The organism is Flavobacterium sp. PL002 (genome assembly GCF_054165825.1).
In genome coordinates this window covers 4,144,879-4,169,977 of the sequence record NZ_CM135110.1, presented here as the reverse complement: position 1 = coordinate 4,169,977, position 25,099 = coordinate 4,144,879, and the positions used below count along the sequence as shown (strand labels likewise).

The window sequence follows — 25,099 nt, the reverse complement described above, 5'->3', positions numbered from 1 at the left end:
TATTTATCTCAATATGATTAAAATGGATACCCTATTGCTAGGTTGAAAACCAAATTCTCATTTCGCCAGGATCCATTACCAAAACTCACTTTGTCCAGTACCCAGCGATTACCATCAGCTAGATAGGGTTTTCTTATAGGAAAAGCCAAATCAGTTCTTAAAACCAAAAATGAAAAGTCAAATCGCAATCCAGCACCTACACCTACAGCAAGTTCGTTTAAAAAATCTTTAGAAAATTTTCCTCCCGGTTTGTCTGGATCATCTTTTAACAACCAAATATTTCCTGCGTCTAAAAATACTGCTCCTTTTACTAAACCGTAAATTTTAGCACGATATTCAGTACTGAATTCTAACTTTACATCTCCGGACTGATCTGGTAAAAAAGTATTGGTCGTTTTGCTGCCGTCAAAAGTTCCTGGTCCTATAGAACGGGCTCTAAAAGCACGAATACTATTGGTTCCCCCATTAAAAAATTGTTTGATAAACGGCATTTGATCTGAGTTTCCATAAGCAAATCCTGCGCCTACAATTAAACGCGACGCTATTTGAGAATCTTCACTCAGTTTTAAATAATGTCTAAACTCGTTTTCTATTTTTATAAATTGGCTAAAAGGGACATCAAATATTTTCTTTGTATTCCCATCTTTAATATTTGCTCCCGTTGCTAAACCAGTAATATTTCCTGATAAATCAATTTTACCGTTGTAGTAAAAAGTATTCTTTTTTCGCTTTTCCATTGTATTGGTATACGTGTAGGAGTAGGTAGGCCCAAAAATTAATTGCTTTTCGATTACTTTCCCTAAAGAAGGAAGCGAATCTATTTGCGATTGGTACAAAGCGGTCACATTCTGCGGACTAGCGTACGTGATTTCAGTTAAGTTAAACAAATGCTCTTTACGCTCGTTTTCTTTCCATAAATACCCAAACGAACCTTTGAATGTTTGTAAAGAATATAATTTAGTACGGTTTTGAAATTCGTATCCTAAAGTCGCTTTTGTCTTCGGAACATAACCACTAGCTGAATGGAATTTAAAAGGTGAAATAATTCTTGGCCAAATTAAATTTGCTTCGGTACCAAAACGATAGACATTAAAGCCATTGTTTTGTCCTGAAACCTGAACTTCTAAACCTCCAAAAGCGGATATAGTTAACTGTTCAGCTCCTTTGAATAAATTACGATTACTCCAGTTTAAATTTAATTCGGTTCCCGTATAATTAGCCGAATTTGTTTTGGCTAAAAGTTCTAATCGAATTGATTTTTTAGGCAATGGAGTAAGGTAATAATAAGCATCTAGAAAATTGCCAGTGGTATCCGCTACTTTAAATTGGTTTTTTACAAATTTAAAAGTCCCTAAATTCACAAGTCGATTCAATGATAAATTATGATTTGTTCTATTGTATAAATCTCCTTTTTTGAAATATAAAGTACGATCAAAAATTCGAGGTTTAAACAAATTGTTTTTGTCAATTATAGTGAAATCATTGTACTGTACAGTTGCTTTAGGATCATTAACAATACTGTCTTTTGCCAACTTATAATTTGGATAAACAATAATTTTGTTGATTTCATATTGATTTTGAGCAAGCGCAGGGATTTCTTTTTTTACTTTCATAATTAAATCTACCTGATGATCAGCTACCGTGCTATCTACCTGTATTAATAAATAATCTTCATTAAAATAATAAAATCCTTTTTCTTTAAGTCGCACATCAATTCGCTCCCGTTCTAATTTAATAATGTCTAGGTTGTATGCTTGATCTTTTTTCAACAACGTTCTGCGTTGCGTTTTACGCACAGCAATCGACACTGCCGAGGAATCATCGGGGAATTTTACGGTTCTAATTTTGTATTGTCTCTTTGGATCTAAAGTATAAGTTGCTGTAGCTTTCTTCCCTTTCCGAGTAGAATCTGCAACTGCAGTTGTATTAAAATAGCCACTGTTTTCAGCATAATTTTGCAGCACTTTTTTATTGTATTCTAGATCTACTTTGCTGTATAAAACAGGTGGTTCACCTACTTTTGTGCGCAGCCAATATCTAAAACCTTTGTCTTTTTTGGGCTCTCCGGCCAAATTGTAAAAGAATAATTTGGGTTTCAATCCTAAAATAGAAGAATTAGGTTTTGGTCGTAATAGTGGTGTCAAAGCCGTTTTTAAAGCTTTCCTTTCTTTTTTAGGAGTGGTTTTACTTTCTACTTTTATGGTCGCTCCAGTATATAATAATTCTCCTTCGGGTAAATTGCGAGTACCTGTACATGCTGCTAAAAATAAAGCAGATAGTAGCAAGCAACTTAGGGTATATTTACTCATTATAATGTGTTTTTATGAACTAGTTTTTAGTCTCTTTTCTTTTTTTCGATTGAAACAGTTCTTTGAATTTGTTGTAATCAATGGTTAGGATAAAGGAAACGCCAGTTTCTACTACTTGTCCTTGTAATGCCACTTGGTATTTGTTTACACGATACGCCTTTAATTTATAACGACCGTCTTTAGATAATTGGTATTCTATTGAAACATCACCAGCAATATTATTAGCTTCTTCGTTTTTTTGTTGTGGTCCTTCTAACCCAAAACTACTTCCTACAGTGACTGTTAAGCGGTCGTTCAATAGCTTTTTAGAAAGGCCAACACTTAAATCAGTTCTGTTTTCTAATTGTCCAGTAGTATAATCTTCAGTTGAATTTAAGTCAAAATTTAGTTCGACACCATTAATTAAATCACCCGCTAAATTGTTTAATTGCTGTGATAATATTTTACTAGCACTCTCTCTTGCTAATGACGATACAGATGCTCCTCCAGCCTCACTAGCAAAAGGATTTTCGCCTATAAAACGATTTAATAATAATAGTGCAAATACTTGTTTGTTAAGCTCATCTGGTTGCTGACGCAATTGTGCTAATTTGGCTTGGGTAGTATTGATTATTTCTGTTGACACACTGTTGTTACCGTCAGGTAAAACAATGTCAAAAGTAATGGTAGGTTTAAGCAACTCACCGTTCATTTTTAATTCGGTTTCAAAAGGAATTTTTTGCTTATAAGTATTTCTAACGTCAGCGGTAACGCTTCCTAATTGGTCGTCAACTAAATCAAGTGGAGCAGCTTCGTTTTTATACACCGCAGTAATATTAATATCAGCAGATGTTGGTTCACCTGTCCATAAAATATAACTACCGTTTTTAATATCAAATTTTCGTTTTATGAAATTAAAATTCATTTCATAAGCGCCTTCATTTAACTCGTAACGTCCCGTAAGTGTAGTTTTTCCAGAAGGATCAATACCACCTGTAAGTTCTGCCTCACCTTTTAATTTTAAATAATCTCCATTGGCCTTGTCAATTACAATAGACAATGCGGCATCTTTATCAACTTCAATATTTACGGAGGCATTGATACCTTTTATCTCTGTACTACTTAATGATTCATCTACAGCTATTTTAGTAATCAAAGGCGGATTGTCTTGATCTATAAATTCAACAATTCCTTCACGATCTGCAATTGATGGGTCACTTTGCGGTAAAACAATTGTAAAATCAGTATCGCCATTTACTTTGATGCTACCGTCAACTGTAGGATTGTTTAAGTCTCCCTTGATACGTAGATTATTGTTAAGGTACATTTCGCCATAATAGGCGTCATTGTCTTTTTCTTTAGAATTGACTGCTTTAAAGTTTTTTGCTACAAGAGTAAGGTCAAATCCAGGATTTGTAAAATCCTGTGTACTTATTGTACCATCAATTACCATGTCATTGTCTTTCTCGTCTTTAATGGTAAATTTGTTTAAGACAACATTATTCGCATTAAATTGAATGTTATCATTCATGCCTTTAAAGGTCGCGTTAAGAGGCGTAACATTGAACCCTATTTCATTAAATTTTAAATTTCCTACAACTTGTGGTTGACTGGCTTTTCCTGTAATGTTTAGCTTTCCGTTTATAAAACCGGTACTTTCTTTTAGGTTCCCTAAGGTGAATCCTTGTATACTTTTTAAATTTAATTTAGCAACATCCAGATTCATGTTTAAAACTCCCGCAGTAGCAGCATAAGTTCCTGCTAAATCAAGCTGGTTTCCTTGCCCAGTAATACCTACTTGCGTATTGTAAGTATCGGCTACATTATTGTCTACATGAATTGCTACCGTTCCTAGTGTGTCTTGTTTGAAAGCAAAGTTATCAACTTTTAAATCAGCAGTAAATAGGGGAGTGGTGCTTAGGTTTTTGATTAAAGCATCACCATTGATATTTCCGTTGATTTGTAAATCACTTTTTTCAACAAAACTACTGATTGTTTCAATCTTGAAATCTTTAAAATTCACTGCCAAAGGAGCATTTGCTTTTTCTGATTGCGATTGTAATTGAATATTACTGCCTGAATTGCTTAACTCAAATTGATTAGCGTATATTCCGGTAGTACCAAAACGAATTAGATTGTCTGCGGCTACTTGCCATGATTCATAATTCAAAACTAAATTTGCAGGATCAAGGTGTAACTCCGTATTTCCTTTATTCGATTTTACATTACCAGTAATTAAATAGCGTTCTTGATCTTTTAAATCTTTTAATTGCAATTGGTAGGCAGCAACATTGTCTTTTAATTGCCCTGTGATTGCGGTGTAGGGTAACTGGAACTGGTTGTTTTGAATGTCATCAACTATAAATTCATAATTTAATGCTTTATCTGCAGTGTTTACATTTACGACCGCATTAGTAATTGTATTTTGACCGTAAACTAACTTTGGAATCTGACCATTAATTACAATAGAATCATTAACCGTATTGTATTTACCTGAAATTACTATGGGTTCCATACTTTGAATTTCAGGAACAATCTTCAATAATAACGGGCTGCTAGTTACATTAAGTTTAAAATCGAAATTTTGTTTTTCACTTTCTTGCTTTTTGACTTCAGGATTAATATCATAGTATGTAGCAAGTGAGTTTTGTAATGCGTTGGCAATTTTAGACAATTTATATTTTCCTATAATCTCTGCATTTAAAAAAGGGGAATTTATAACAATTGCCGTCGTGTCAGGTTTTGCTGTAGCCAATAAGCTAATAGAGTCCGTAACAATTTGTTGTTCAGCATCAGCAATAGTCAAATTCATGACAGTCAATCTACCATTTAAGTAATCTAAATTAGACGATTGAATATCAGCATCAATAGCGCCTCTAATTTTTAAAGGACCTGCATGAAGATTTAGTTTTTCTAAGTCGGCAATATCTACATTTAGCTTTGCTTTTACAGCAGGATATTTGTCTTTAAAACTTCCGCTACTGATTAAATCAAAAGTTAAATTGGGATTATTCATATCTGCTGCTATAGCAAATAATCCGTTGTTGATGTTTCCGTTAAGGGCTAGATTTTGATACGTATATTTGTTATAGGTAAGTTTTAGCAAAGTTCCTTCAATCTTGGCTTTGGCAGTTTTTGGATCTAAACCTGTTCCTTTAGCATTGGCTTTTAAGCTGATTTTACCAATAGTTTTGTCTTTTAATAATTTTCCTAAATCAAAATTGTTAAGGTTCACTTGCGCTTTATAAGCTTCTTTGTTTTTTATTCTTTGATCAAATAACGCATTAATTTTTGCGCCTCCGTAGGAACTTCCTAAAACAAGATTAGTATTAAAGTTGGTGATTGTTCCTTTAAAAGTTCCATTTACGTTCAATTGCGCGGGTAGTTGTATCGTACTAGGAATGGTCCCTTTGGGAGTAAATGATTTAATGTCTTTAGCACTTGATTTTAATTCTTTTATATCTAAGTCAAAAAAAGCTTTGTCTACATCAGGTAATCCCGTAATTGTTCCGCTGGCAGCAATCTTTGTGGTTCCAATACCGCTGATTTCCAGTTTCGGAATTTGTAGTTTTTTTAGTTTTCCTGTTACTTTACTGTTGATTAGTAAAATAGCATTAGGATTGTCTTTAAAAGGGACTGTACTCGAAAGTGTAGGAACAAATATCAGTACATCTTGAAATCCTAATTCACTATTTTTTAAGTTGGCGTTTACACTTAATTCCGCTAAGTTTTTACTAACCGTTTCAATAGAAGGATAACCAATTTCAATATTGTCCTTTAATGTTGTTTGTGGCGTTTTCAGACTTAGGTTTTTCAAGTAAGCATTTTTTCTTCCGTAGAAAAAGTCAGTTGTGAAGGAGTTAATTACTAAGCCGCTTTTTTCTTTAACTTTTAAGGAATTTAGGTTCCCGTCAATACTCAACGGACTATAATGCAAGTTTTCTAAGTCTAATGCAAGTGATTTGATAGCTAAATGTTGGTAATCTATTCCTTTTTTAACAGCTACAGCATTATCATTATCAAATTTGAAATTGATATTTTTAAATGCAGTTTGTTTGATTTTTATTTCTAATTTGCTTGTTTCTGATGGAGTAGTAGCAAGTTCTGTTTTTTTATTATTAGTTTTTCCAATTAGTAAATTTCCTGTGGCATTTTCGAATACAATAGCATCAATAATATAGAACTGGTTACTGATGTCTGTTTTTGTAAATTTTGCGCCAAGCTTTCTAAATTTAATGGCAGTGGCTAGATTACTTTTTTCATCAAAATAGCTAATGTCAAATTTTGATAAATCTACTTCTCCAAGTACAATATTCAAATTTTCTTCGGCAGTTGTTTCTTTTGCGGAAGCGGCTACCTCATTTATCTTTTCAGCAAGCCCTTGTGACAGTTTTAATTGTAAGCCTTTGATGGTGATTTTAGGAATTTCAAAATCCATTTTATCCAAATCAAAACTTTTGATTCTGGTATCTAAATGCTTCAAGTTAAATGCTAAATCATTTTTAGTGTAGGCATCATTATACCTGATTTTTATATTATTTAAATTAATTTTATCAAGCGAAAACTGCATAGGAGTAGAGGCTGCTTTAGGCTCTAAAGTATCTGCTGAAGCAAAAGCTTTAATGAGGTAATCAAAGTTAAAAATGGCATTTTCATCTCGACTCACATTAGCCGTTATGCCTTTTAAATCAATAGAATTAATAGTGATTTTATTGTCTATTAAATCAAACATATCAAGGTCAACGGCAAGTTCTTTACCTGCTAATAAAGTGTCTTTATTTTGCCCTTCAAAATAAACCCCTTTTAAGATTACTTTTTTAGGAAAACCTATTTGTAGTGTATCAATTGCAACTTTTGTTTTTACTTTTTCTTGGATATAGGCAACGACTTTTTGCTTCGCTAAATTTTGCACGGAGGGAACTTGAATAGCAATTAGAACCAAAAGTAGTAATGCAAAAATTATTCCTACAAACCAGAGGAATATTTTTAAACTTATCTTAAAGTATTTTTTCAAAAGCAAATAATTTTAGGTGTAAGTTGTTCTTATCAAAATGATTGAATTTCAACTTAATTAAAACGATTCACAAAGATGAAAAAATTAATCTGATATATATTACAACCATAACATTTAATATTATAAAATTATAAACAAAAATGATTGTTGAGGCAGCTATTTTAGTACTCTTCAAGAAGTAATTCACTACTGTAAAAAAACAATTATTAATAGTGATTTATAGGTCCAGTTCTTTAATTTGCTTTTCTAAAGAGCGCGCATAATTGTAGCCGTACTCAAAGATTTCATCTGCTTTTTTTAGATTAAAAAGACTAAATTGACTCATATTAGGTGGTTCAATATATAAGGAGCACAAGTTTGTTTGCTCTTGTACTGAACTCTTCATTGCCAGATGAAAACAACGGTCTACAATGTTATTCATATGCACTTGATCAACCTCTTTCTTGATAGAATTTACGTAGCTACCTATAATTACATCGCATTGCCCAATCAAAGGTTCAATAGGGAAATTGTTCATTACACCACCATCAACATAAAGTGAATCATTGTATTGTATTGGTTGGAAAACTAAAGGAATGCAGGAAGAAGCCATTAAAGCTTGGGAAAGATTACCAGAGGAGAAATAAACCAACTCCCCTTTTAAAATATCTGTAGCGGCAACGTATAGCGGAATCTTTAAATCTTCAAAGGTATTTGTTGGTAAAAATTCATTATAAATTCCTTGAAAACCTCTCATTGCAAATAAACCTTGTCTTTTTATCAGGAAATTAGAAAAATTAAAGATTTGGCTTTTCTTTAAAATAGTTACGATTTCATCAACCGAGTAATTAGCAGCATAGAAAGCACCAGCAATAGCGCCTGCGCTAGTTCCAGAAATATGTGAGAATTCTATACCAAATTCCTCTAATGCTTTTAAAATACCCAAATGTGCCATTCCACGTGCGCCTCCACCAGATAAAACAATTCCCACTTTCTTTTTCATTCTTGTATTGTTTTTTAAGGTTACGAAACAAAACTAGTAAACTATTCATAAAAAAAGCTGATAATCAATAAAATGGTATGATTATCAGCTTTTTTACTATCTAAAGGTAGTTTATTATAACGAAATAAAATCTTCTGTTTTAGGGAAATTTGTTAATGCTTCTACCGCAATTTCAGGTGTAGGATTAGCAATTTTTCTTAACTGAGTATCCATCCAAGCACCGTCTACTGTAATTGTAGCATACAATTGCCCTTCGGGATTTTTAAATTCATGAACAATAGTCCATCTTGAAGCATCCGGTTTCATTTTAGAAATTTTAGTATGCATGATAACTACATCAGAAAGTTTGATTTCTTTTCTGAAAACACACTCTTCTCTAAATAAAATAGGCCCAAAATGATTTATTTGTAATACTTTCATGGTCAAGCCAAGACTTTCTAGGATCTCAATACGATGTTGTGCACCAAAATCATAATAAGCGCTGTGGCGAACGTGAAAATTAGGGTCTAAATCTGACCAACGTAAAGATAATTGTTTTGTATATGATGTCATTCTATGGGGTTTTTGAAACTACTACTGAAATAGTCAATAGTAATTTCAAAATTAGAGAATTTTATTCATATTTCTAAGCGTATTGATTTAGAATAATGATCAATTTTTGATAATTCTTTCATACCCTTTAGAAAACAACTTGTTATACGTTTTACCAATTAACAGGCTGCAACTAATTCACTGTCTTTGTGTTTTTTTGAGAATTCAGGTGCTACCACAATAGTTTCTAAAGGGCTAATTTGTAATTGATGTTGTGCTACTTGGTATTTATTAAAGTTATCCCATTGAGGAGCTGCGTTTAATTTTTGACCAAACATAGCATCTACACATACATTATTGTCTTTGTATTTGTCGTGTAAAACAGCTACAATCTTAAAGAAGAATTCATCAAGTAAAACTATAGTATCAAATTCGGCTTTTAAAGTACTGTAATTATCGTTTGAATGGTCAAGTAATTGTAGTAAATCCAATACTTCTGCTTTTTCTAACGCATCAATTTCAGTTAAATAACCATATTTTAATGTTTTGAAAACCAAATTATTCCATGCAATGCTATCATGTCCCCATTTTACATCTGTGAGGTTCAGCGCATGTTCACATATTAAAATAATAGCAAAAAGTACATCGTTTAAATATTCAGCAGGGAATTCATCAAGACTTCTAAATTCAAATCCGCTTTGGTACATTTTTTCTTGGTTGAAATCAAGACCAACCTCTGGAAGTAATTCATATTCCATCTCTTGCTCAATTCGATCTCTCCACCAGATGTTGTCTTCTTTTTCGAATTGTAGTAATTTTCTAAAATCATCCACTTTATACGTTAGAATTTTCCCTTTTGGCATCGCTTTGTTGTATGTTCCCACACCTATGTAGCGAGACATAGCACTGCGCATTGAACCCAAAGTGAATTGCTTGTCTAAATTATGCTTGTTACTAATAACACCCATAATATCAGGGCTTCCTAGAGTAGCGATAAAAAACGGCTCAAACCATTGCAGTAGATAGATTGCGTTGCTGTGTGTCTTTTCAAAAGCAGTGTAATCTACGATACGGCTATCTTCGGTAAGCGTAGGTAGGGTGATGTGAAAATGATAGGTTCCGTTATTGAACAATACAAGATTTTCTTGATTGGTCATAAACATATTAATACCTGAATTGTAATCTGGATAGCTTAGTTTTTCGTTCAAAACAGCTGCTCCGTTTAGTTTATCCAGAAATAATTTTTTGGTTGCTTTTAATTCTTTGCAGGAATCAACTACGGTTCTATTTTCAAAATATTTAGTAACAAATTCAATAGAATCGCCATCAAAATGTACTGATCCCATAGTTTTCTCTCTTTGGGTAATCATACTTTGAATATTGTAAGGCTGATTGTTTAAAAAAGATTCCATGATTGACTGTCCTAAATATTCAGGATTGTCTATAGGTTGCGGTTTTACATCAATAGTTTCATCTGTTTTTACAGCTATCGTTTTGTGTTGGAAATTAATATCCAGTTTTTCTAAAGAATGACTGTTCATCATTCTACTTACTTTATAATTTCTATTGGGATCAAACCCTTTTGCTAATAAAGGAGCAATGCTTTCCGTCTTGTAGTTTTTTGTGTAATCAATACTATATTTCTCAAAACCAATTTTCTCTTGTATAAACTCACCAGTAACTATTAAGGATTCTTCAAATTGTAGGTAGGTTTCGTTTTCTAATCCAATACCCCAATAATATTTTGCTGTGTGATTTTCTTTCATTTATACGAGTTCTTTTTTTGATGTTATTAGCTATTCATTTTATTGTTGTGGTATACTGATTTTCTAGCAGGAATTCATCGAAACCCATTTAATAATAGTGTTTCAGAATTAACTGACTGCTGTCAAAAAAGTTTTTTTACTTTTAAATTATAGAAATTTAATTTCAGTCTTAGAAATTTAGTTTTGTATCGACGAAACGATTGATAAAAAGAAAAATTTTATAATGTATTTACAAAATTACAGATGATTCTAATTTCTTTTATTTCAATGTTTTAAGTAGACGAATAGCACCGTTTTTATTTTTGCTATTCTTGTATTTTTCCAGAGTGCAAAAGTACTTTTTTATTTTGGTTTTTCCAACAACAGAATGCTATTGAAAGGAAGTAATATTTAAGAAGTTTATTTTAAGTTTATTTTTTGATAAAAAGAGTCGCTTTATAAGTAAATAATAACAGTTAATCACTTGATTTTTATTACTTTATGTTATTGTCGAAATAAAAAACACTTCGGTTTATAATACCCATTTATTGATACTATTTTTCTTAGTTTTATTTATTGGCTAAAAAAGTAATTTAGCCTTTGTTTTTAGTACTTAAATTAAACCTCAATTAATCATGATAATAAAATACAGATGAAGAGTACAATTCGTTATTCCACCAATCCTTTTTAATAGTAGTAAAATACTTGTAATTCACCTTTCCAGCTTGCGATTGTAATGGGTAAATTACCTTTTCGTTTTCACGATACGCTTTGTGTTGCTTAGTTTCTGGAACTACGGGTACAATATGTCCTGAGAGTCCTCTTTGTCTTCTTTTGGCACAAATAATACCTACGCCGCCGTTAGTATTTACTTTTTCTTGCATTTTGTCAATGCTTAAAATTCTTTTCCATCCAAAACTGCTTCCCCATTTCAAAAACCAATCGTGAATAGCACTGGAGTAAATAGTTTGTACGGTTTCGCCATAGATTGCTTCCACTTCTTCTCCGTTAAGGATTTTTTCTATGGATTCATCTGTCCACCAAACGGTAGGGAGATAAACATTGGTAAAATAGCAGTAATCAAAGGAGTATACGTTGCAGTACGTGTCTTCAACTGTTCTTTTATATCGAATATTTCCTGTTACATCTAGTTTTTCAATAAGCTTTGCAATACTTTCTTTTTTAGTAGCTGCATTCGTTTCATCTCTAAAAGGAATACTGGCGTCACTAATGGGTTTGTATTTCATCTTGGTAGAATCTAGGCGAGATAATACATCTGGTAAAAAACCAGCCGCTTTTATTCTGGAATCAGGTAAGCTATCAGCAATTATTGACGCATTATTAGTAACAGTATCATTCTTCATTTTAACTCATTTTATTGGTTTAGTTTTGCCTTTAGAAAACAAAAATTTTAATTTCCGTCCTTAAAATTTAATCGGGCTAACTAGGTACTATTTGAAAAAATGCTTGAGTTCTTGAATAAACAAGCGCTAAATAGTATCGTTTTTCTCTAAAAAATAAATGTAATAAAAAAAACGACATTAGGATATGTAATCGATGCTTTTAAATTTTAAAATAGCGATTTAATCAAACTAAGAAGTTCATAAAATAATATTATCAGAAAAATAATGTGTCTAAAAATTTATTCTCAAACTAGCATTGGGTGTGATTCCAAGTGATTTATTGTCTACTTGAATGGTTTTATCAGTTGTAGTAGGATCTACTTTATAATAGCGGTTAATAGTATTTTTTTCATTTGTAAAGTTAATTACACCCGCATTAAGGTTGGCTTTAATCTTTTTTGAAAGTTGGAAACTATAACTCAAAGAGGCATCCAAACGCATGAAATTATCTAGATTTTGACTATTGGGAGCGTCATAATTTACTCTTGTAGTATTGCCTTTTTTTATGGTTTCGTTTCCAGTAACTGGAGTAGTATAAGGCTGACCATTACGCCAGTTTGCACCTATTGATGCTTTAAAGTTATTGGTGATTGAATAATTATAACCAACAGAAAAGGAATGTCTAATATCAACATTATTTGGGAATTCTGACGGTGTGAAACTAGCAAACTCATAATCATTACGGCTAAAGGTGTAACTCAACCAAGTACTGTATTTTTGAGTAGTTTTATTAATCAAAAATTCCACTCCTTTATTCGTATAACTACCATTTGCAGTTTCATACTTATAAATTGTAATTTTCAAAATCTTTAAACCCTCAAAATTCTGTATATTTGGAGCAAAATAAGGAACCACATGATTGCAACAAAAAAATCAACAACATTAGAACACTATTTTCAACAATTTAGAGACAACATCATAGGTATTAATCAAGAATTTGTTTCTCCTTATGGGAAGCAAAAAATCATCTATACTGATTGGACTGCTAGTGGTCGTTTGTACCGACCAATTGAAGAGAAGTTGATGAATGAATTTGGTCCTTTTGTAGCTAATACGCATACCGAAACCACTATTTCAGGAACGGCAATGACTAAAGCTTACCATAAAGCGCGTCATATTATAAAAGACCATGTTCGTGCTGATGAAAATGATGTTTTAATCACTGATGGAACCGGAATGACGGGTGTGGTAAATAAATTTCAACGTATTTTAGGATTAAGAGTTCCTGAGAATTTGAAAGATTTTATTACCATTCCAGCCGATAAAAAGCCAATTGTTTTTATTTCGCACATGGAACACCATTCTAATCAAACAACATGGTTAGAGACTATTGCAGATGTGGTGGTAATTCCGTCTAATGAAGACGGATTATTTTGCATGAAAAATTTTAAAATTTTATTAGATCAATATAAAGATAGAAGCTTTAAGATTGCCTCGCTAACTGCTGGATCAAATGTTACAGGAATTAGAACGCCATACCATGACGTAGCTAAGATAATGCATGAAAATAATGGACTTTGTTTTGTAGATTTTGCTTGCTCTGGACCTTATGTAACTATCGATATGCATCCAGCTAATGATCCCGAAAGTTATTTAGATGCGATTTTCTTTTCTCCCCACAAATTTTTAGGCGGACCTGGAACTCCTGGAGTTTTAGTTTTTAATAAAAAATTATACCAAAATTTAGTTCCTGACAATCCCGGTGGAGGAACTGTTTCTTGGACAAATCCTTGGGGGAAACACAAATTTATCGATAATATTGAAGATAGAGAAGATGGTGGAACACCTGGTTTTTTACAGGTAATTAAAACCGCTCTCGCTATTCAATTAAAAGAAAAAATGGGTGTGGATAACATGTTAGAAAGAGAACATGAACTGGTAGATTCTATTTTTGAATCACTGGAGTTAGTTCCTAATATCAAAATTCTAGCAGCACAGCAAAAAGATAGGCTAGGAGTAATATCATTTTACGTTGATGATTTGCATTTTAATCTAGGAGTGAAGTTATTGAATGATAAATTCGGAATTCAAACTCGTGGTGGTTGTAGTTGCGCTGGAACTTATGGACACTTTTTATTGCATGTAGATCAAGAAACATCTAATCAATTAATTGATGAAATCACACTTGGGGATTTAATTAGAAAACCAGGATGGATTAGAATGTCTATTCATCCAACAACAACAAATACCGAAATAGAATTTGTTTGTAACAGTATTAAATCATTGGCTGAAAACCATAAAATTTGGGCTTTAGATTATGAATACAATAAAAACACTAATGAATTTATCCACCAGAAGGCTAAAAATTTAGAAGACGGCTTAGTGGATAAATGGTTTTCTATATAATTTTTTTCTCAGCTTAGTTTTTATCGAAAAAGAATTAAGCTGAGAAAATTATTTAAAAATTGGCTTCTTATTTTTTTAAGAACTACAAGACAACATAGAACTTCCTATTTTCTCTCTCGCCCAATCAGGTCTTTTTGCAAACCATTTTTGAGCAGATTCTTGCTCATCGTACGGTTTTTTTAGCAAAATATGTAATTCTTCAATCAAGGAATAATCTTCATTTTCAGCAGCTTCTATGGCTAATTGTGCCATATAATTTCGTAAAACATATTTAGGATTTACTTTATCCATGGCTAGTTTTCTTTTTTGATCGGTTGCTGTTTCTATTTGTAAACGCGTACTATATTGTGTGAACCAATACAACCAAATCGCTTTTGTTTGCTCACTTACTTTTTCGGGATTATAAAATGATTCGGCAATAGTTGCAAAAGCAATTTCTTCGGAGTCGGATTTTTTAACTTCACTTAATTTCCTAAAGAAAATAGTCATATCAGTTTCATGTAAGAGTAAATTTTGCGAAAGCAGCCCTAGCAATTCGGTATCTGTTTCTGTTGGAATTGCTAATCCTAGTTTATCACGCATCATACTTGTGTAATCTTCCTCATAAAGTTCTTGAAAACTGTGTAGAATGGTTTCTAATGGCGCTGCCTCTTTAATTAAAGGAAATAAGGCATTTGCTAATTGGTATAAATTCCACAATGCAATTTGTGGTTGGTTTCCAAAGCGGTACCTTCTGTTTTCACGATCAGTGGTATTAGGAGTCCAGTCAGGATTATAATCTTCTAGCCAGCCGTAGGGTCCATAATCGATGGTCAACCCAAGGATCGACATGTTATCAGTATTCATTACACCATGCACAAAACCCACACGCTGCCAATGTACAATCATGGCACGTGTTTTATTGGCGACAGCCTTAAAAAAAGCAATATAATCTAGTTTTGAGTTCCCTTTAATTTCTGGGAAATGATTTTTTATAGTAAAGTTGGTAAGTGATTTTAAAGTTGTCAAATCATTTTGAGAAGAAAATAATTCAAAATTCCCAAAACGAATAAATGAAGGCGCAATTCTACAAACCACAGCTCCTTTTTCATATTCGGCGTGACCGTCATACATTACGTCACGTAAAACTTGATCGCCAGTAAGCGTTAAAGAAAGCGATCGAGTAGTGGGTACACCAAGGTGAAACATGGCTTCGCTACATAAATGTTCTCTAATTGAGGAACGCAATACCGCTAGACCATCAGCACGTCGAGAATAAGGTGTCATTCCAGCGCCTTTTAACTGCAGTGTGAAATTTTTATTTTCATATTCAATTTCTGTTAGGATAATTGCTCTTCCGTCACCCAACTGTCCAGCCCAGTTCCCAAACTGATGTCCGGCATAACTCATAGCATAAGGACGAGTTTCCGGTAAAACCTCTTTACCCGAAAATATATTGGTGAAGTAAGGTGTTTCTGCATCAACTTTGGTTAAACCAATGAGCTTCGCAGCATCTTTAGAGTAATGAATTAATTGAGGGTTGGATGGTACTCTAGGATTTACATAAGAAAAACAAGCGTTGCGAACTTGACGAGTAACATTAGTTTCATCAAGGTCAGCTGGTAATTCAGTACTAAATCTATTGTTTATTTTTAATTTCATCATAAGGTATATTACAACCAAAATTAACGAAATTTAGCGGAAACACTAGTTAATTAAAACTAAAATGTCCAAATAATTAGCGTTTGTGCTTCCATCTTTTATGTGTCCAAAAGTAATATTCAGGTGCTTCGTAGATTTGTTTTTCTACTTCTTGGATAAATTGATGCGTAATTTCAAAATTAGGAACAGACTTAGGATCATTACTTAATGGAATAAAAGTGGCTTTATAATAGCCTCTCTTTACCTTTTCTATTTTAGCAAATAATATTGGAAGATCATACTTTTTAGCCAAAACTTCGGCACCTGTATGCACAGGAACTTCAATTCCCATAAAAGTATCCCAATGTGTAACACGTGTTATTTTTGGTGATTGATCACTAGCCAAACCATACATGCAAAGCACTCCCTTGCGCTGGTTATTTGAAATCAGCGGAATTGTATCTCTAGTTACCACAAGTTGGGTATTGTATTTGGAACGAATATCTCTTACTAATTTATCAAAATATTTATTTTTGATTTTTTTATAAACTCCAATTCCCTGAAAAGCAATTTTTGTATTTAACGTCAATAACCATTCCCAGCTCGCGTAATGAGACGCTAAGAGCATAATGCTTTTGCCTTTGGCTTCATATTCTTTTATTAGTTCTGGATTAGTAACAACAAAACGCTTGCTCATTTCTTCAGGTGACATGGTCATTGTTTTTGTCATTTCTAAAAACATATCACATAAATGGTGGTAGAATTTTTTTTCAATAATTAAACGTTCTCTATCGCTTAGATTAGGTAAAGCTAGCGCTAGGTTAGCACGAACTGTTTTTTTTCTATAACCAATAATATGATAAACTAAAACATAAATAGCATCAGACAAAGCATAAAATATAGGAAACGGAAGAATAGACACCAACCAAAGTAGAGGATAAGTTACTATATAAACTAGAAATTGCATGCAGTTTTTTTTGCAAAGGTAAGTCAAAAATGGCTAGCGTTAAAAAAATATAAAGTGGTAAAGTTGGCTATTAGAGAATCACTATATTTACATTTAATATAAAATCAATTTATGAATACCATTTTAATTATAATTATTGCAGCAAACGTTATCTTTAGTTTAAAAGGATTTGAAGACACTGCCTTTTTTAGAAAATATGAATTTCACATGGGGAGTGTGCGATCAGGAGAGCAAATTAGATTGTTTTCATCCGGATTTTTACATGCTGATATTGGGCATTTGGCTTTTAATATGCTTACACTTTATTTTTTTGCTCCTGTAGTTATTGCTTACTTAGGAAGTCTATCCTTTGTTATTATATATTTAGGGAGTTTGTTATTTGGTAGTTTACTCACCATTGTTTTTCATAAAAATGATTATAATTATCGTGCAGTTGGAGCATCTGGAGCGGTAACAGGAGTTTTATATTCGGCTATATTATTGCGACCAGATATGATGTTGGAACTGTTTTTTATTATTCCAGTTCCAGCGTATTTATTCGGAATATTATACTTGCTATATTCAATTTACGGTATGCGTGCTAAAAATGATAATATAGGACATACAGCCCATTTTGGTGGCGCTATAGGTGGCTATTTAATCACTTTAGCGACAAATCCGGCTCTAATAGCGCAACATAGTTTAATGGTTGTTTTATTGGCTATTCCAATTGTTATTCTTTTTGTTATGGCAAAGATGGGTAAGTTATGATGGCACGGCTTTTGAAATAATAGTTATAACAATATAAAAAACAATCAAAATAACATATTATGAAAAAAGCAATAATAATTTTAGCTCTCGCTTTTATTTCAACTTCGTATGCACAGGAAATTAAACAAGTACCACAAATAAGTGTCAATGGTCAAGCCAAAGTAAAAGTGGCACCAGATCAAGCGACGATTACTGCTACAGTAGAGACAAAAGGAAGCAATTCAAAAGAGGTTAAGAGAGAAAACGACAAGCAAATTGATGCTGTTTTAAAGTTAATCAAGAAAAATAATATCGCCACTGCAGATTATAGAACGCAGCGTGTAGCCTTGAATCCTCAGTATGATTATGCTAAGAAGAAAACCAATTATAATGCGACACAAACAATAGAAATAATTGTAAGAAACCTGAATCAATATGATGAATTGATGGAAGGATTAGTTTCTGAAGGAGTAAACCGAATTGATAATGTAATGTTTCAATCTTCGGATTTAGCGAAACATGAGGCTGAGGCAAGAAAGTTAGCAATGAAAGACGCCAAGCTTAAAGCAGAGGATTACGTGTCTGTATTGGGGCAAAAAGTAGGTCGTGCAATTACAATATCAGATAATTCTCAAACCTATTCTCCACAACCTGTTTATGCTCGCATGATGAAAGCAGAAATGAGTGACTCAGTATCTACTAGGGAAACACTTGCTGTAGGAGAAATTGAAATCACAGCAAATGTAAATGTTAGTTTTATTTTAGAGTAAGTATTACCATAGTAAGTTTTAAAAAAAGCTACTCACTTTGTTATAAGATGTGAGTAGCTTTTTTTTTGTGAATGACTTTGAGACTGTTTTGGAAAAATAAGGCATAAAAAAAACGTTTCAATTTCTTGAAACGTTTTAGTGGGGAGAATAGGAATGTGATTAAATTTAATTTTTAACCCTTGATTCGCATTATACACTATTGGATCTGGCTTTATATCATATACAAGTGGTTGGGTGAAGATTATAAATAATATAACAGCTAACAAAAGTACGCTTGCTATAATAATTCCGATTTTTAGAATATCCATTATTTTAGGGTAATATTAAAGTCAACTTATTTTTATTATTTCCTAATTATTCTTTGGAATTGAAAATGCCGCATATGCATAAAAGAAGTTCTTGATACTATCATTACCATTAGAATTCTCTTCAAAGTATTTTAATAATTTTTGCAGCTTAGTTCTGTACAATTTTAAACTTTCCAAAATTAGATTTTGCTTATTACCAAAACTAGAATTTATATAAAATAGATTGATTTTTAATTATTTAGGTAATATTTATAAGGCGTTCTTTTATAGCCATCCTTCCAGAATGCGCCCATAGCACTTTCTATTACTTCAACTTCATTATATTGCTTTTATCTAGGCATAAAACTAAATTAGAGTAAAAAACTAATCAATTGATCAGAAACGAAAGTAAATTTTAACAAATATTTTAAATTAATTATTTTTATTACCAATAACTAGTCTCAATTTAGTTTTTGGTACATGGAACGAAGCCGAGCTGTAATAGGAGGGGCTTAGCTTAGAACGAACTAATCATTGGATTTTTTATAAATTGTATTGACTTAATTTATGGATGCAATTTTTTAGATGAAAAACAGCTTTGAAAGCGACTTTATGATAAATTAATCTTAAAATAAGGTAAAATAGCTTCATAAAAGGATTCAAAAAAGGATTAAATTGTACCTTTCTTAAAATTTAAAAGAATTTGGTATGATCACATTAGTAGTTAACAAAAAGAAACACAGTCTAGACGCATCGCCAGACATGCCCTTATTATGGGCATTACGCGATACATTGGGACTTACAGGAACTAAATATGGCTGTGGAGTAGGAGCTTGCGGTGCATGTAAAATCTTAGTCAATGACGAAGTTACCTACTCTTGTTTGACACCAGTTTCGGCTGCCGTTGGCAAAGAAATAACCACGGTAGAAGGGGCTACACCTAATTTACAATTACTCCAAAAAGCATGGATCGAATTTAATGTTCCTCAATGCGGATTTTGTCAGCCGGGTCAATTAATCGCCGCTACTTCCTTATTAAATTCCAATAGCAACCCTACTGACGAAGAAATCGATGACGCAATGAGTGGAAATATTTGCCGTTGCGGAACCTACCAACGCATCAAAAAAGCCATTCATCATACGGTTGAACTTAAAAAACAACAAAAATAATGAGCGATATTCAAAACATAAGCAGGAGATCATTTATCAAAAATATAGGATTAACTTCGGGCGCATTGATCATTGGCTCTCATTTGTCCTTGTTTGCTAGTGAAACAGAATCCGTTTTGGCTGGTGCTTTTCAACCCAATTTATTTGTTGAACTACTACCCAACGGGGACTTAATTTTAGTTGCTTCTCGTTCTGAAATGGGAAATGGAATTCGTACTTCCCTAACCTCTGTCATTGCTGACGAAATGGAAGCAGATTGGAATAGAGTGAGTGTTGAGCAAGCTATTGGTCACAAAAAATACGGTGATCAAAATACTGATGGGTCTCGTTCTGTGCGTTATTTATACGAAGCCATGCGAAAAATGGGAGCGACGACTCGAATGATTTTGATCTCGGCAGCCGCTCAAAAATGGAAGGTTCCAGTATCAGAATGTCATGCAGAAAACCATTTTATAGTCCATAAAAACGGTAAAAAAATTGGCTTTGGAGATTTAGTCGAAATAGCCAAAACAATCGAAGCACCAAAAGATATTATTCTAAAAGATCCAAAAGACTTTAAATACATTGGTAAAAACCTAAAAAGTATCGATGTCGAAAAATACGTAACAGGAAGTGCTGTTTTCGGGCTAGATTTCCGTTTGCCTAATATGAAATTTGCTGCCATTGCAAGATGTCCCGTAACTTTTGGAACGGTAAAGTCTTTTGACAAAACCGAAGCCATGAAAATTCCGGGTGTCGAAGCTGTTTTTGAAATTGAACGCATTAAGACTCCTTTTGGCGCACTTGGCGGTGTTGCAGTTGTAGCAACCAACACTTGGGCTGCGTTTAAAGGAAAAGAAGCTTTGATTATCGAATGGGATAACGGTAAAAATGGCAGTTATGATTCGGTTAAATACATGGAAATGTTAACCGAAAATGTCCACAAACCTGGTGTGGTGAGCAAAACCAGAGGTAATATCGAAGCCGCTTTTACCGCTTCCGCGAAAGTGATCGAGAGTACCTACCAATTGCCGCATTTGTCACACGCACCCATGGAAGTGCCCAACACTGTGGCTTGGGTGAAAGAAGATAGTTGTGAAGTATGGTGTCCAACACAAAACCCACAAGCAGCACATGAAGAAGTAAAAAACTATTTGGGATTTGATGATGAAAAAGTAATCATCAACGTTACCTTACTAGGTGGTGGTTTTGGCCGAAAATCAAAACCTGATTATGTGGTTGAAGCAGCTATAATATCCAAAGCCATAAAAGCACCCGTTCAAGTAGTTTGGACTAGAGAAGATGAAACGCAACACGGTTACTACCATACCGTAAGTGCACAATATATGAAAGCATCGCTGGACGAAAAAGGAAATGTAACCGGTTGGTTGCATCGTTTTGCTTTTCCACCTATCAAATCAACTTTTGATCCTACGGCAGATTATCCAAATGGTTGGGAAATCGAATCGGCTTCTGAAGTTCCTTTCGGTATTAAAAACTTTCAAATCGAAGTAGGTCAAGCGCCTGCCATGGTACGAATTGGATGGTTGCGCTCAGTAATTAACATTCCGCACGGATTTTCGATCAATGTTTTTACAGACGAATTGGCGCATGCTGCCAAACAAGATCCTTTGGCTTTTAATCTAAAATTATTAGGCGAAGACAACACTCCAGAAAACGATAAAAGCAATAAATTCAGTGCTAGTCGATTGAAGAATGTGTTGAAAAAAGCAGCAGAAAATGCGGGTTGGGGCAAGCCGCTTCCAGAAGGGCACGCGCAAGGATTGGCAGTTCATTATAGTTTCATGTCTTATGTAGCCTCAGTTGTTGAAGTTTCTATGGTAGAGGGTATAGTAAAAATTCACAAAGTGAATACCGTCATTGATTGCGGAATAGTAGTCAACAAAAACACGGTTATCGCACAAATGGAAGGTGCTGCTATTTTTGGTATGTCACTCGCTTTTTACGGAAAAATAACCGCCAAAGACGGTGCGATTGAGCAAAGTAATTTTGGTGATTATCGAATGGTTCGAATGAATGAAGCTCCTAAAATCGAGGTCGAAATTGTAGAAAGTACTGCACCACCAACAGGAGTGGGAGAGCCGGGTGTTCCTGTGATTGCTCCTGCAATTGTAAATGCCATTTTCAAATTGACCGGAAAACGCTACCGAAATTTACCATTGAGTGATTATGAATTGGTTTAATTTAAACAAATAAAAAAAACACGAATTCCACGAATTTGACAATAGTTGAAAAATAGGTGAAATTGGATTTTTAAAACCCCATAATTAGTGAAAATTTGTGCAATTCGTTTCAAAAAACATCTAATTCCTTTGCGCTGGAACATCAGCTACTTTAATGCTTTATAAATGAACAATTGGCTTGCCTTATTACAAGATTTTAAAACCAAAAATACTCCAGTAGCTTTGGTAACGGTCACTCATATTTTGGGTTCAGCACCTTGTAGATTAGGTGCAAAGATGATTGTCGTAAATCATAAAGAATTTTACGGCACTATAGGCGGCGGAAAACTAGAGTTTCAAGTTATAGCTGAAGCTGTAACAGCGGTAAAAGAGAACAAAACAAAATATTTTAGTTATACTTTAGGCCCCGAATTTGAACAATGTTGTGGCGGAAAAGTAGCCTTATTAATTGAACCTATGAATCAATCTCCTCAGTTGCATTTATTTGGCGCAGGCCACATTGGTGTTGCCCTTTGTGACATTATGAAAGACACCCCTTTTGGGATTCATCTGTATGATACTAGAGAAAACTGGCAAGAAATCATTGCCATTGATTCTTCAATAGCATACCACAATGAACCGTTTGATTTATACAAACAAACCGTGGGCTGGGGCGATAACTGCTATGCGGTAATTATGACCCACGACCACAAATTGGATTTTGAAATAACCGCTTTGGCTTTGGCTTCCCAAACTAAATACATTGGTTTGATTGGCAGCAAGACCAAGAAAAATAGATTCAATGCTATGTTGATAAAAGAATTGGGAATGGCAGAAGGAATTGCGCCAGTACATTGTCCAATTGGACTAGACTTGGGGGGAAATACCCCCAAAGAAATTGCTATCAGCATTGCTTCTGAATTATTGAAAGTTTATTATGGAAAATGAAACTGCTTATATACTGTTGGCAGGAGGGAAGTCAGAAAGAATGGGTTTCCCCAAAGGTTTATTGGTGTATAATAAAACGATTTGGATTTTAGAACAGCTTAATAGAATCGCCAATTCGTCTATTACCAATGTTTATATTGGTCTAGGTTATTATCACGAAGATTATTTTAGCTTAGTTCCTTGGTTCAAAGAGGCACAACACCGTTTTGTAAAATACAATAATTTAAAAGTCAAAATTATCGTAAACATTACTCCAGAAAAAGGCTCTTTTTCGACTTTACAAGCCGTTTTGGTACAAATTCCCGAAAATCAAACTGTTTTAATTCAGCCGATTGATGTTCCTATTTTGAACATCGCAGAGCTAGAACAAATAATTAGTACTACCAATACGATTGTGCAACCACAATTCGAAGGAAAAAATGGGCATCCCATTCAGTTATCAGCTCTGTTTTGGAATCCGTTGTTGCAATTAAATACAACAGATGAACATTCTCGATTGGATTTTCAAATAAAAAAAAAGAATCCTGAACAGTGTACCGTAGTTGCTGTTCAGGATTCTTCTATAATTCGTAATCTCAATACGCCTGCAGATTGGGAAAATTATACTCAAAATGTAGAAGCTTCTATATAATAACTATCTTAATTTTTTTACCATTTCTGGCGTTACCACTGATTTGTTATTACCCCAGCTCGCGTATACATACGTAAGCACATCTGCGACTTGTTGGTCTGACAACTCTTGCTTTGGCATTGGCGTAGTGTATTTTTTACCGTTGACAGTTATGGGACCATTCGAACCATTCAAAATTTGTTTAATCGCTCTGTTGACATCGGCATTTAAGTAATCTGACTTTGCCAAAGGTGGAAAAGCACCTGTGATTCCGGCACCATTCATTTGATGGCACGCCATACAGACTTTGTTGTAAATCGATTTTCCGTTGTTTGCTTGCTCTGGACTTATTTTAATATCTTGGTAAGTAGGTACCGAACTGAAACTAAACAACATAAAAGCGGCAACGGCCATTCCTGCGATATATTTTTTCATACTCTAATGCGTTTTTAATTTAATTTTTCATTTATAGTAAAAACTACTCAAAAACCAAGCCATCGGTAGGGTATGTCATAGGATTGATAATTTTCAGTTAGTAACGGGTAAACAAAACAACTAATATCTACCAAGCCGATTAAAAGCAAAGAAATGGGTTTTTATAAAAACACCACCGAAGAAGAATGTTGTTCTTGGTGGCATTTCCCTTTTTTATTTTTTATAAAAAACATTTTCAATTCCTTGTCGGAAAGCTTCGTCACCCACTTCGTTTCGCTGTGCGTACATTGCTTTAGCATCAGCGCCAGCAACATAGCGTAAGGTTGATTTTCCGTCAGTTGCGGCTTCATAAACGACAGCTGCAATTTGTTCCGGTGTCGAATAATCTTTGGCTCTTTCTGGATCCATAAAAACCGATAGGACTTTGTTCATCTGTTCTTGGTAAGCAGGATGTTGTGTCATCACTAAGGAACGACCTGCAAAATCGGTAGCAATTCCGCCTGGTGAAACTGTTTTTACTGTGATTCCAAATTCTTTTAGTTCGAATGCTAAACTTTCACTCCAACCTTCCAACGCCCATTTTGTAGCGTGATAAACCGAGTTGAAAGGTAACGTAATCAAACCGCCAATAGAAGTTGTAGTTATAAATGTACCCGCTTTGTTTTCTCTAAAATGAGGTAGAAACTGCTGTGTTACTCTCATTACACCCAAAAGATTGGTGTTCAATTGATTCGTTAATTGGTCATCTGTTGCTCCTTCAAAAGGACCTGCCAGTCCGTAGCCTGCATTGTTAAAAACGACATCTATTTTACCAAGTTCTAAGGTCTTTTTTACCGTTTCCTCGATTTGCTCTACATTGGTAACATCCAAGGGTAAGAGGGTTATGTTTGCTACTTCAGCAAGTGCTGTTTCGTTTTCTGGTTTTCTCATGGTAGCGATAACATTCCAGTTGTTTTTTGCAAAAAGTAAAGCCGCAGCTTTTCCTAAACCAGAAGAAGCTCCGGTTATAAAAATTGTTTTTTTCATACTACTATTATTTTATTTTTTGTTTTAATTGCTAAGGATTTGTGGTTCTTATTTGGCAATAGTCAG

General features: G+C 33.7%; 18 protein-coding genes. 7 read left to right on the top strand and 11 right to left on the bottom strand.

Going from position 1 to position 25,099, the window contains the following annotated elements; translation table 11 throughout:
- Positions 1 to 17: 17 nt before the first annotated feature.
- The 7 genes from tamL to ACVEGE_RS18205 all read right to left on the bottom strand — a co-directional run bounded on the left by tamL (position 18) and on the right by ACVEGE_RS18205 (position 12,767).
- A complete protein-coding gene (tamL, locus tag ACVEGE_RS18235; RefSeq protein ID WP_192501328.1) occupies positions 18 to 2,309 on the bottom strand; it encodes a translocation and assembly module lipoprotein TamL in 2,292 nt (763 codons plus the stop codon).
- A 19-nt stretch (positions 2,310 to 2,328) separates the two neighbouring features.
- The gene (locus tag ACVEGE_RS18230) at positions 2,329 to 7,302 is read right to left on the bottom strand and encodes a translocation/assembly module TamB domain-containing protein (protein WP_192501327.1); all 4,974 of its coding nucleotides are present in this window, start codon (positions 7,300 to 7,302) and stop codon (positions 2,329 to 2,331) included.
- A 217-nt stretch (positions 7,303 to 7,519) separates the two neighbouring features.
- A complete protein-coding gene (locus ACVEGE_RS18225; protein ID WP_192501326.1) occupies positions 7,520 to 8,284 on the bottom strand; it encodes a patatin-like phospholipase family protein in 765 nt (254 codons plus the stop codon).
- 114 nt (positions 8,285 to 8,398) lie between these two features.
- Positions 8,399 to 8,836, bottom strand: a complete 438-nt coding sequence (locus ACVEGE_RS18220; RefSeq protein WP_173854525.1) for an acyl-CoA thioesterase — start codon at positions 8,834 to 8,836, stop codon at positions 8,399 to 8,401.
- Positions 8,837 to 8,994: 158 nt separating this feature from the next.
- Positions 8,995 to 10,581 carry a hypothetical protein gene (locus ACVEGE_RS18215; RefSeq protein ID WP_225738150.1) on the bottom strand — a complete coding sequence of 529 codons (1,587 nt, stop codon included), beginning with the start codon at positions 10,579 to 10,581 and terminating at the stop codon, positions 8,995 to 8,997.
- A gap of 608 nt (positions 10,582 to 11,189) precedes the next feature.
- On the bottom strand, positions 11,190 to 11,924 hold the full coding sequence (locus tag ACVEGE_RS18210) for a hypothetical protein (protein ID WP_173857272.1): 735 nt from the start codon (positions 11,922 to 11,924) through the stop codon (positions 11,190 to 11,192).
- A gap of 270 nt (positions 11,925 to 12,194) precedes the next feature.
- Positions 12,195 to 12,767, bottom strand: coding sequence for a hypothetical protein (locus tag ACVEGE_RS18205; RefSeq protein WP_192501325.1), 573 nt, complete (start codon positions 12,765 to 12,767; stop codon positions 12,195 to 12,197).
- Between the two features lie 51 nt (positions 12,768 to 12,818).
- Here ACVEGE_RS18205 and ACVEGE_RS18200 point away from each other — a divergent pair, with 51 nt between their 5' ends.
- Complete coding sequence (locus ACVEGE_RS18200) at positions 12,819 to 14,309, top strand: aminotransferase class V-fold PLP-dependent enzyme (RefSeq protein ID WP_192501324.1); 1,491 nt, start codon at positions 12,819 to 12,821, stop codon at positions 14,307 to 14,309.
- Between the two features lie 75 nt (positions 14,310 to 14,384).
- Here ACVEGE_RS18200 and ACVEGE_RS18195 read toward each other — a convergent pair whose 3' ends face one another.
- Positions 14,385 to 15,953: a protein adenylyltransferase SelO gene (locus tag ACVEGE_RS18195; protein WP_192501323.1), complete on the bottom strand. Its 1,569-nt coding sequence runs from the start codon at positions 15,951 to 15,953 to the stop codon at positions 14,385 to 14,387.
- A gap of 73 nt (positions 15,954 to 16,026) precedes the next feature.
- Complete coding sequence (locus ACVEGE_RS18190; protein ID WP_192501322.1) at positions 16,027 to 16,896, bottom strand: lysophospholipid acyltransferase family protein; 870 nt, start codon at positions 16,894 to 16,896, stop codon at positions 16,027 to 16,029.
- Between the two features lie 111 nt (positions 16,897 to 17,007).
- On the opposite strand from ACVEGE_RS18190, the gene ACVEGE_RS18185 reads away from it, so the two are divergent.
- The 6 genes from ACVEGE_RS18185 (at position 17,008) to ACVEGE_RS18160 (ending at position 23,593) form a co-directional block, all read left to right on the top strand.
- Positions 17,008 to 17,646: a rhomboid family intramembrane serine protease gene (locus ACVEGE_RS18185; protein ID WP_192501321.1), complete on the top strand. Its 639-nt coding sequence runs from the start codon at positions 17,008 to 17,010 to the stop codon at positions 17,644 to 17,646.
- Between the two features lie 59 nt (positions 17,647 to 17,705).
- Entirely contained in the window at positions 17,706 to 18,395 is a 690-nt protein-coding gene (locus tag ACVEGE_RS18180; protein ID WP_173854537.1) for an SIMPL domain-containing protein, read from the top strand.
- A gap of 995 nt (positions 18,396 to 19,390) precedes the next feature.
- The gene (locus ACVEGE_RS18175; RefSeq protein WP_192501320.1) at positions 19,391 to 19,852 is read left to right on the top strand and encodes a (2Fe-2S)-binding protein; all 462 of its coding nucleotides are present in this window, start codon (positions 19,391 to 19,393) and stop codon (positions 19,850 to 19,852) included.
- The gene (locus ACVEGE_RS18170; RefSeq protein WP_192501319.1) at positions 19,852 to 22,035 is read left to right on the top strand and encodes a xanthine dehydrogenase family protein molybdopterin-binding subunit; all 2,184 of its coding nucleotides are present in this window, start codon (positions 19,852 to 19,854) and stop codon (positions 22,033 to 22,035) included. Before ACVEGE_RS18175 ends, ACVEGE_RS18170 begins: the two co-directional genes overlap by 1 nt.
- 165 nt (positions 22,036 to 22,200) lie before the next feature.
- Positions 22,201 to 22,962: a xanthine dehydrogenase accessory protein XdhC gene (gene xdhC / locus ACVEGE_RS18165; protein WP_192501318.1), complete on the top strand. Its 762-nt coding sequence runs from the start codon at positions 22,201 to 22,203 to the stop codon at positions 22,960 to 22,962.
- Positions 22,952 to 23,593 carry a nucleotidyltransferase family protein gene (locus tag ACVEGE_RS18160; protein WP_192501317.1) on the top strand — a complete coding sequence of 214 codons (642 nt, stop codon included), beginning with the start codon at positions 22,952 to 22,954 and terminating at the stop codon, positions 23,591 to 23,593. The genes xdhC and ACVEGE_RS18160 overlap by 11 nt, the downstream gene beginning before the upstream one ends.
- A 3-nt stretch (positions 23,594 to 23,596) precedes the next feature.
- Here ACVEGE_RS18160 and ACVEGE_RS18155 read toward each other — a convergent pair whose 3' ends face one another.
- A complete protein-coding gene (locus ACVEGE_RS18155; RefSeq protein ID WP_173857286.1) occupies positions 23,597 to 24,007 on the bottom strand; it encodes a c-type cytochrome in 411 nt (136 codons plus the stop codon).
- Between the two features lie 213 nt (positions 24,008 to 24,220).
- A complete protein-coding gene (locus ACVEGE_RS18150) occupies positions 24,221 to 25,033 on the bottom strand; it encodes an SDR family oxidoreductase (protein WP_192501316.1) in 813 nt (270 codons plus the stop codon).
- Positions 25,034 to 25,099: the final 66 nt, after the last annotated feature.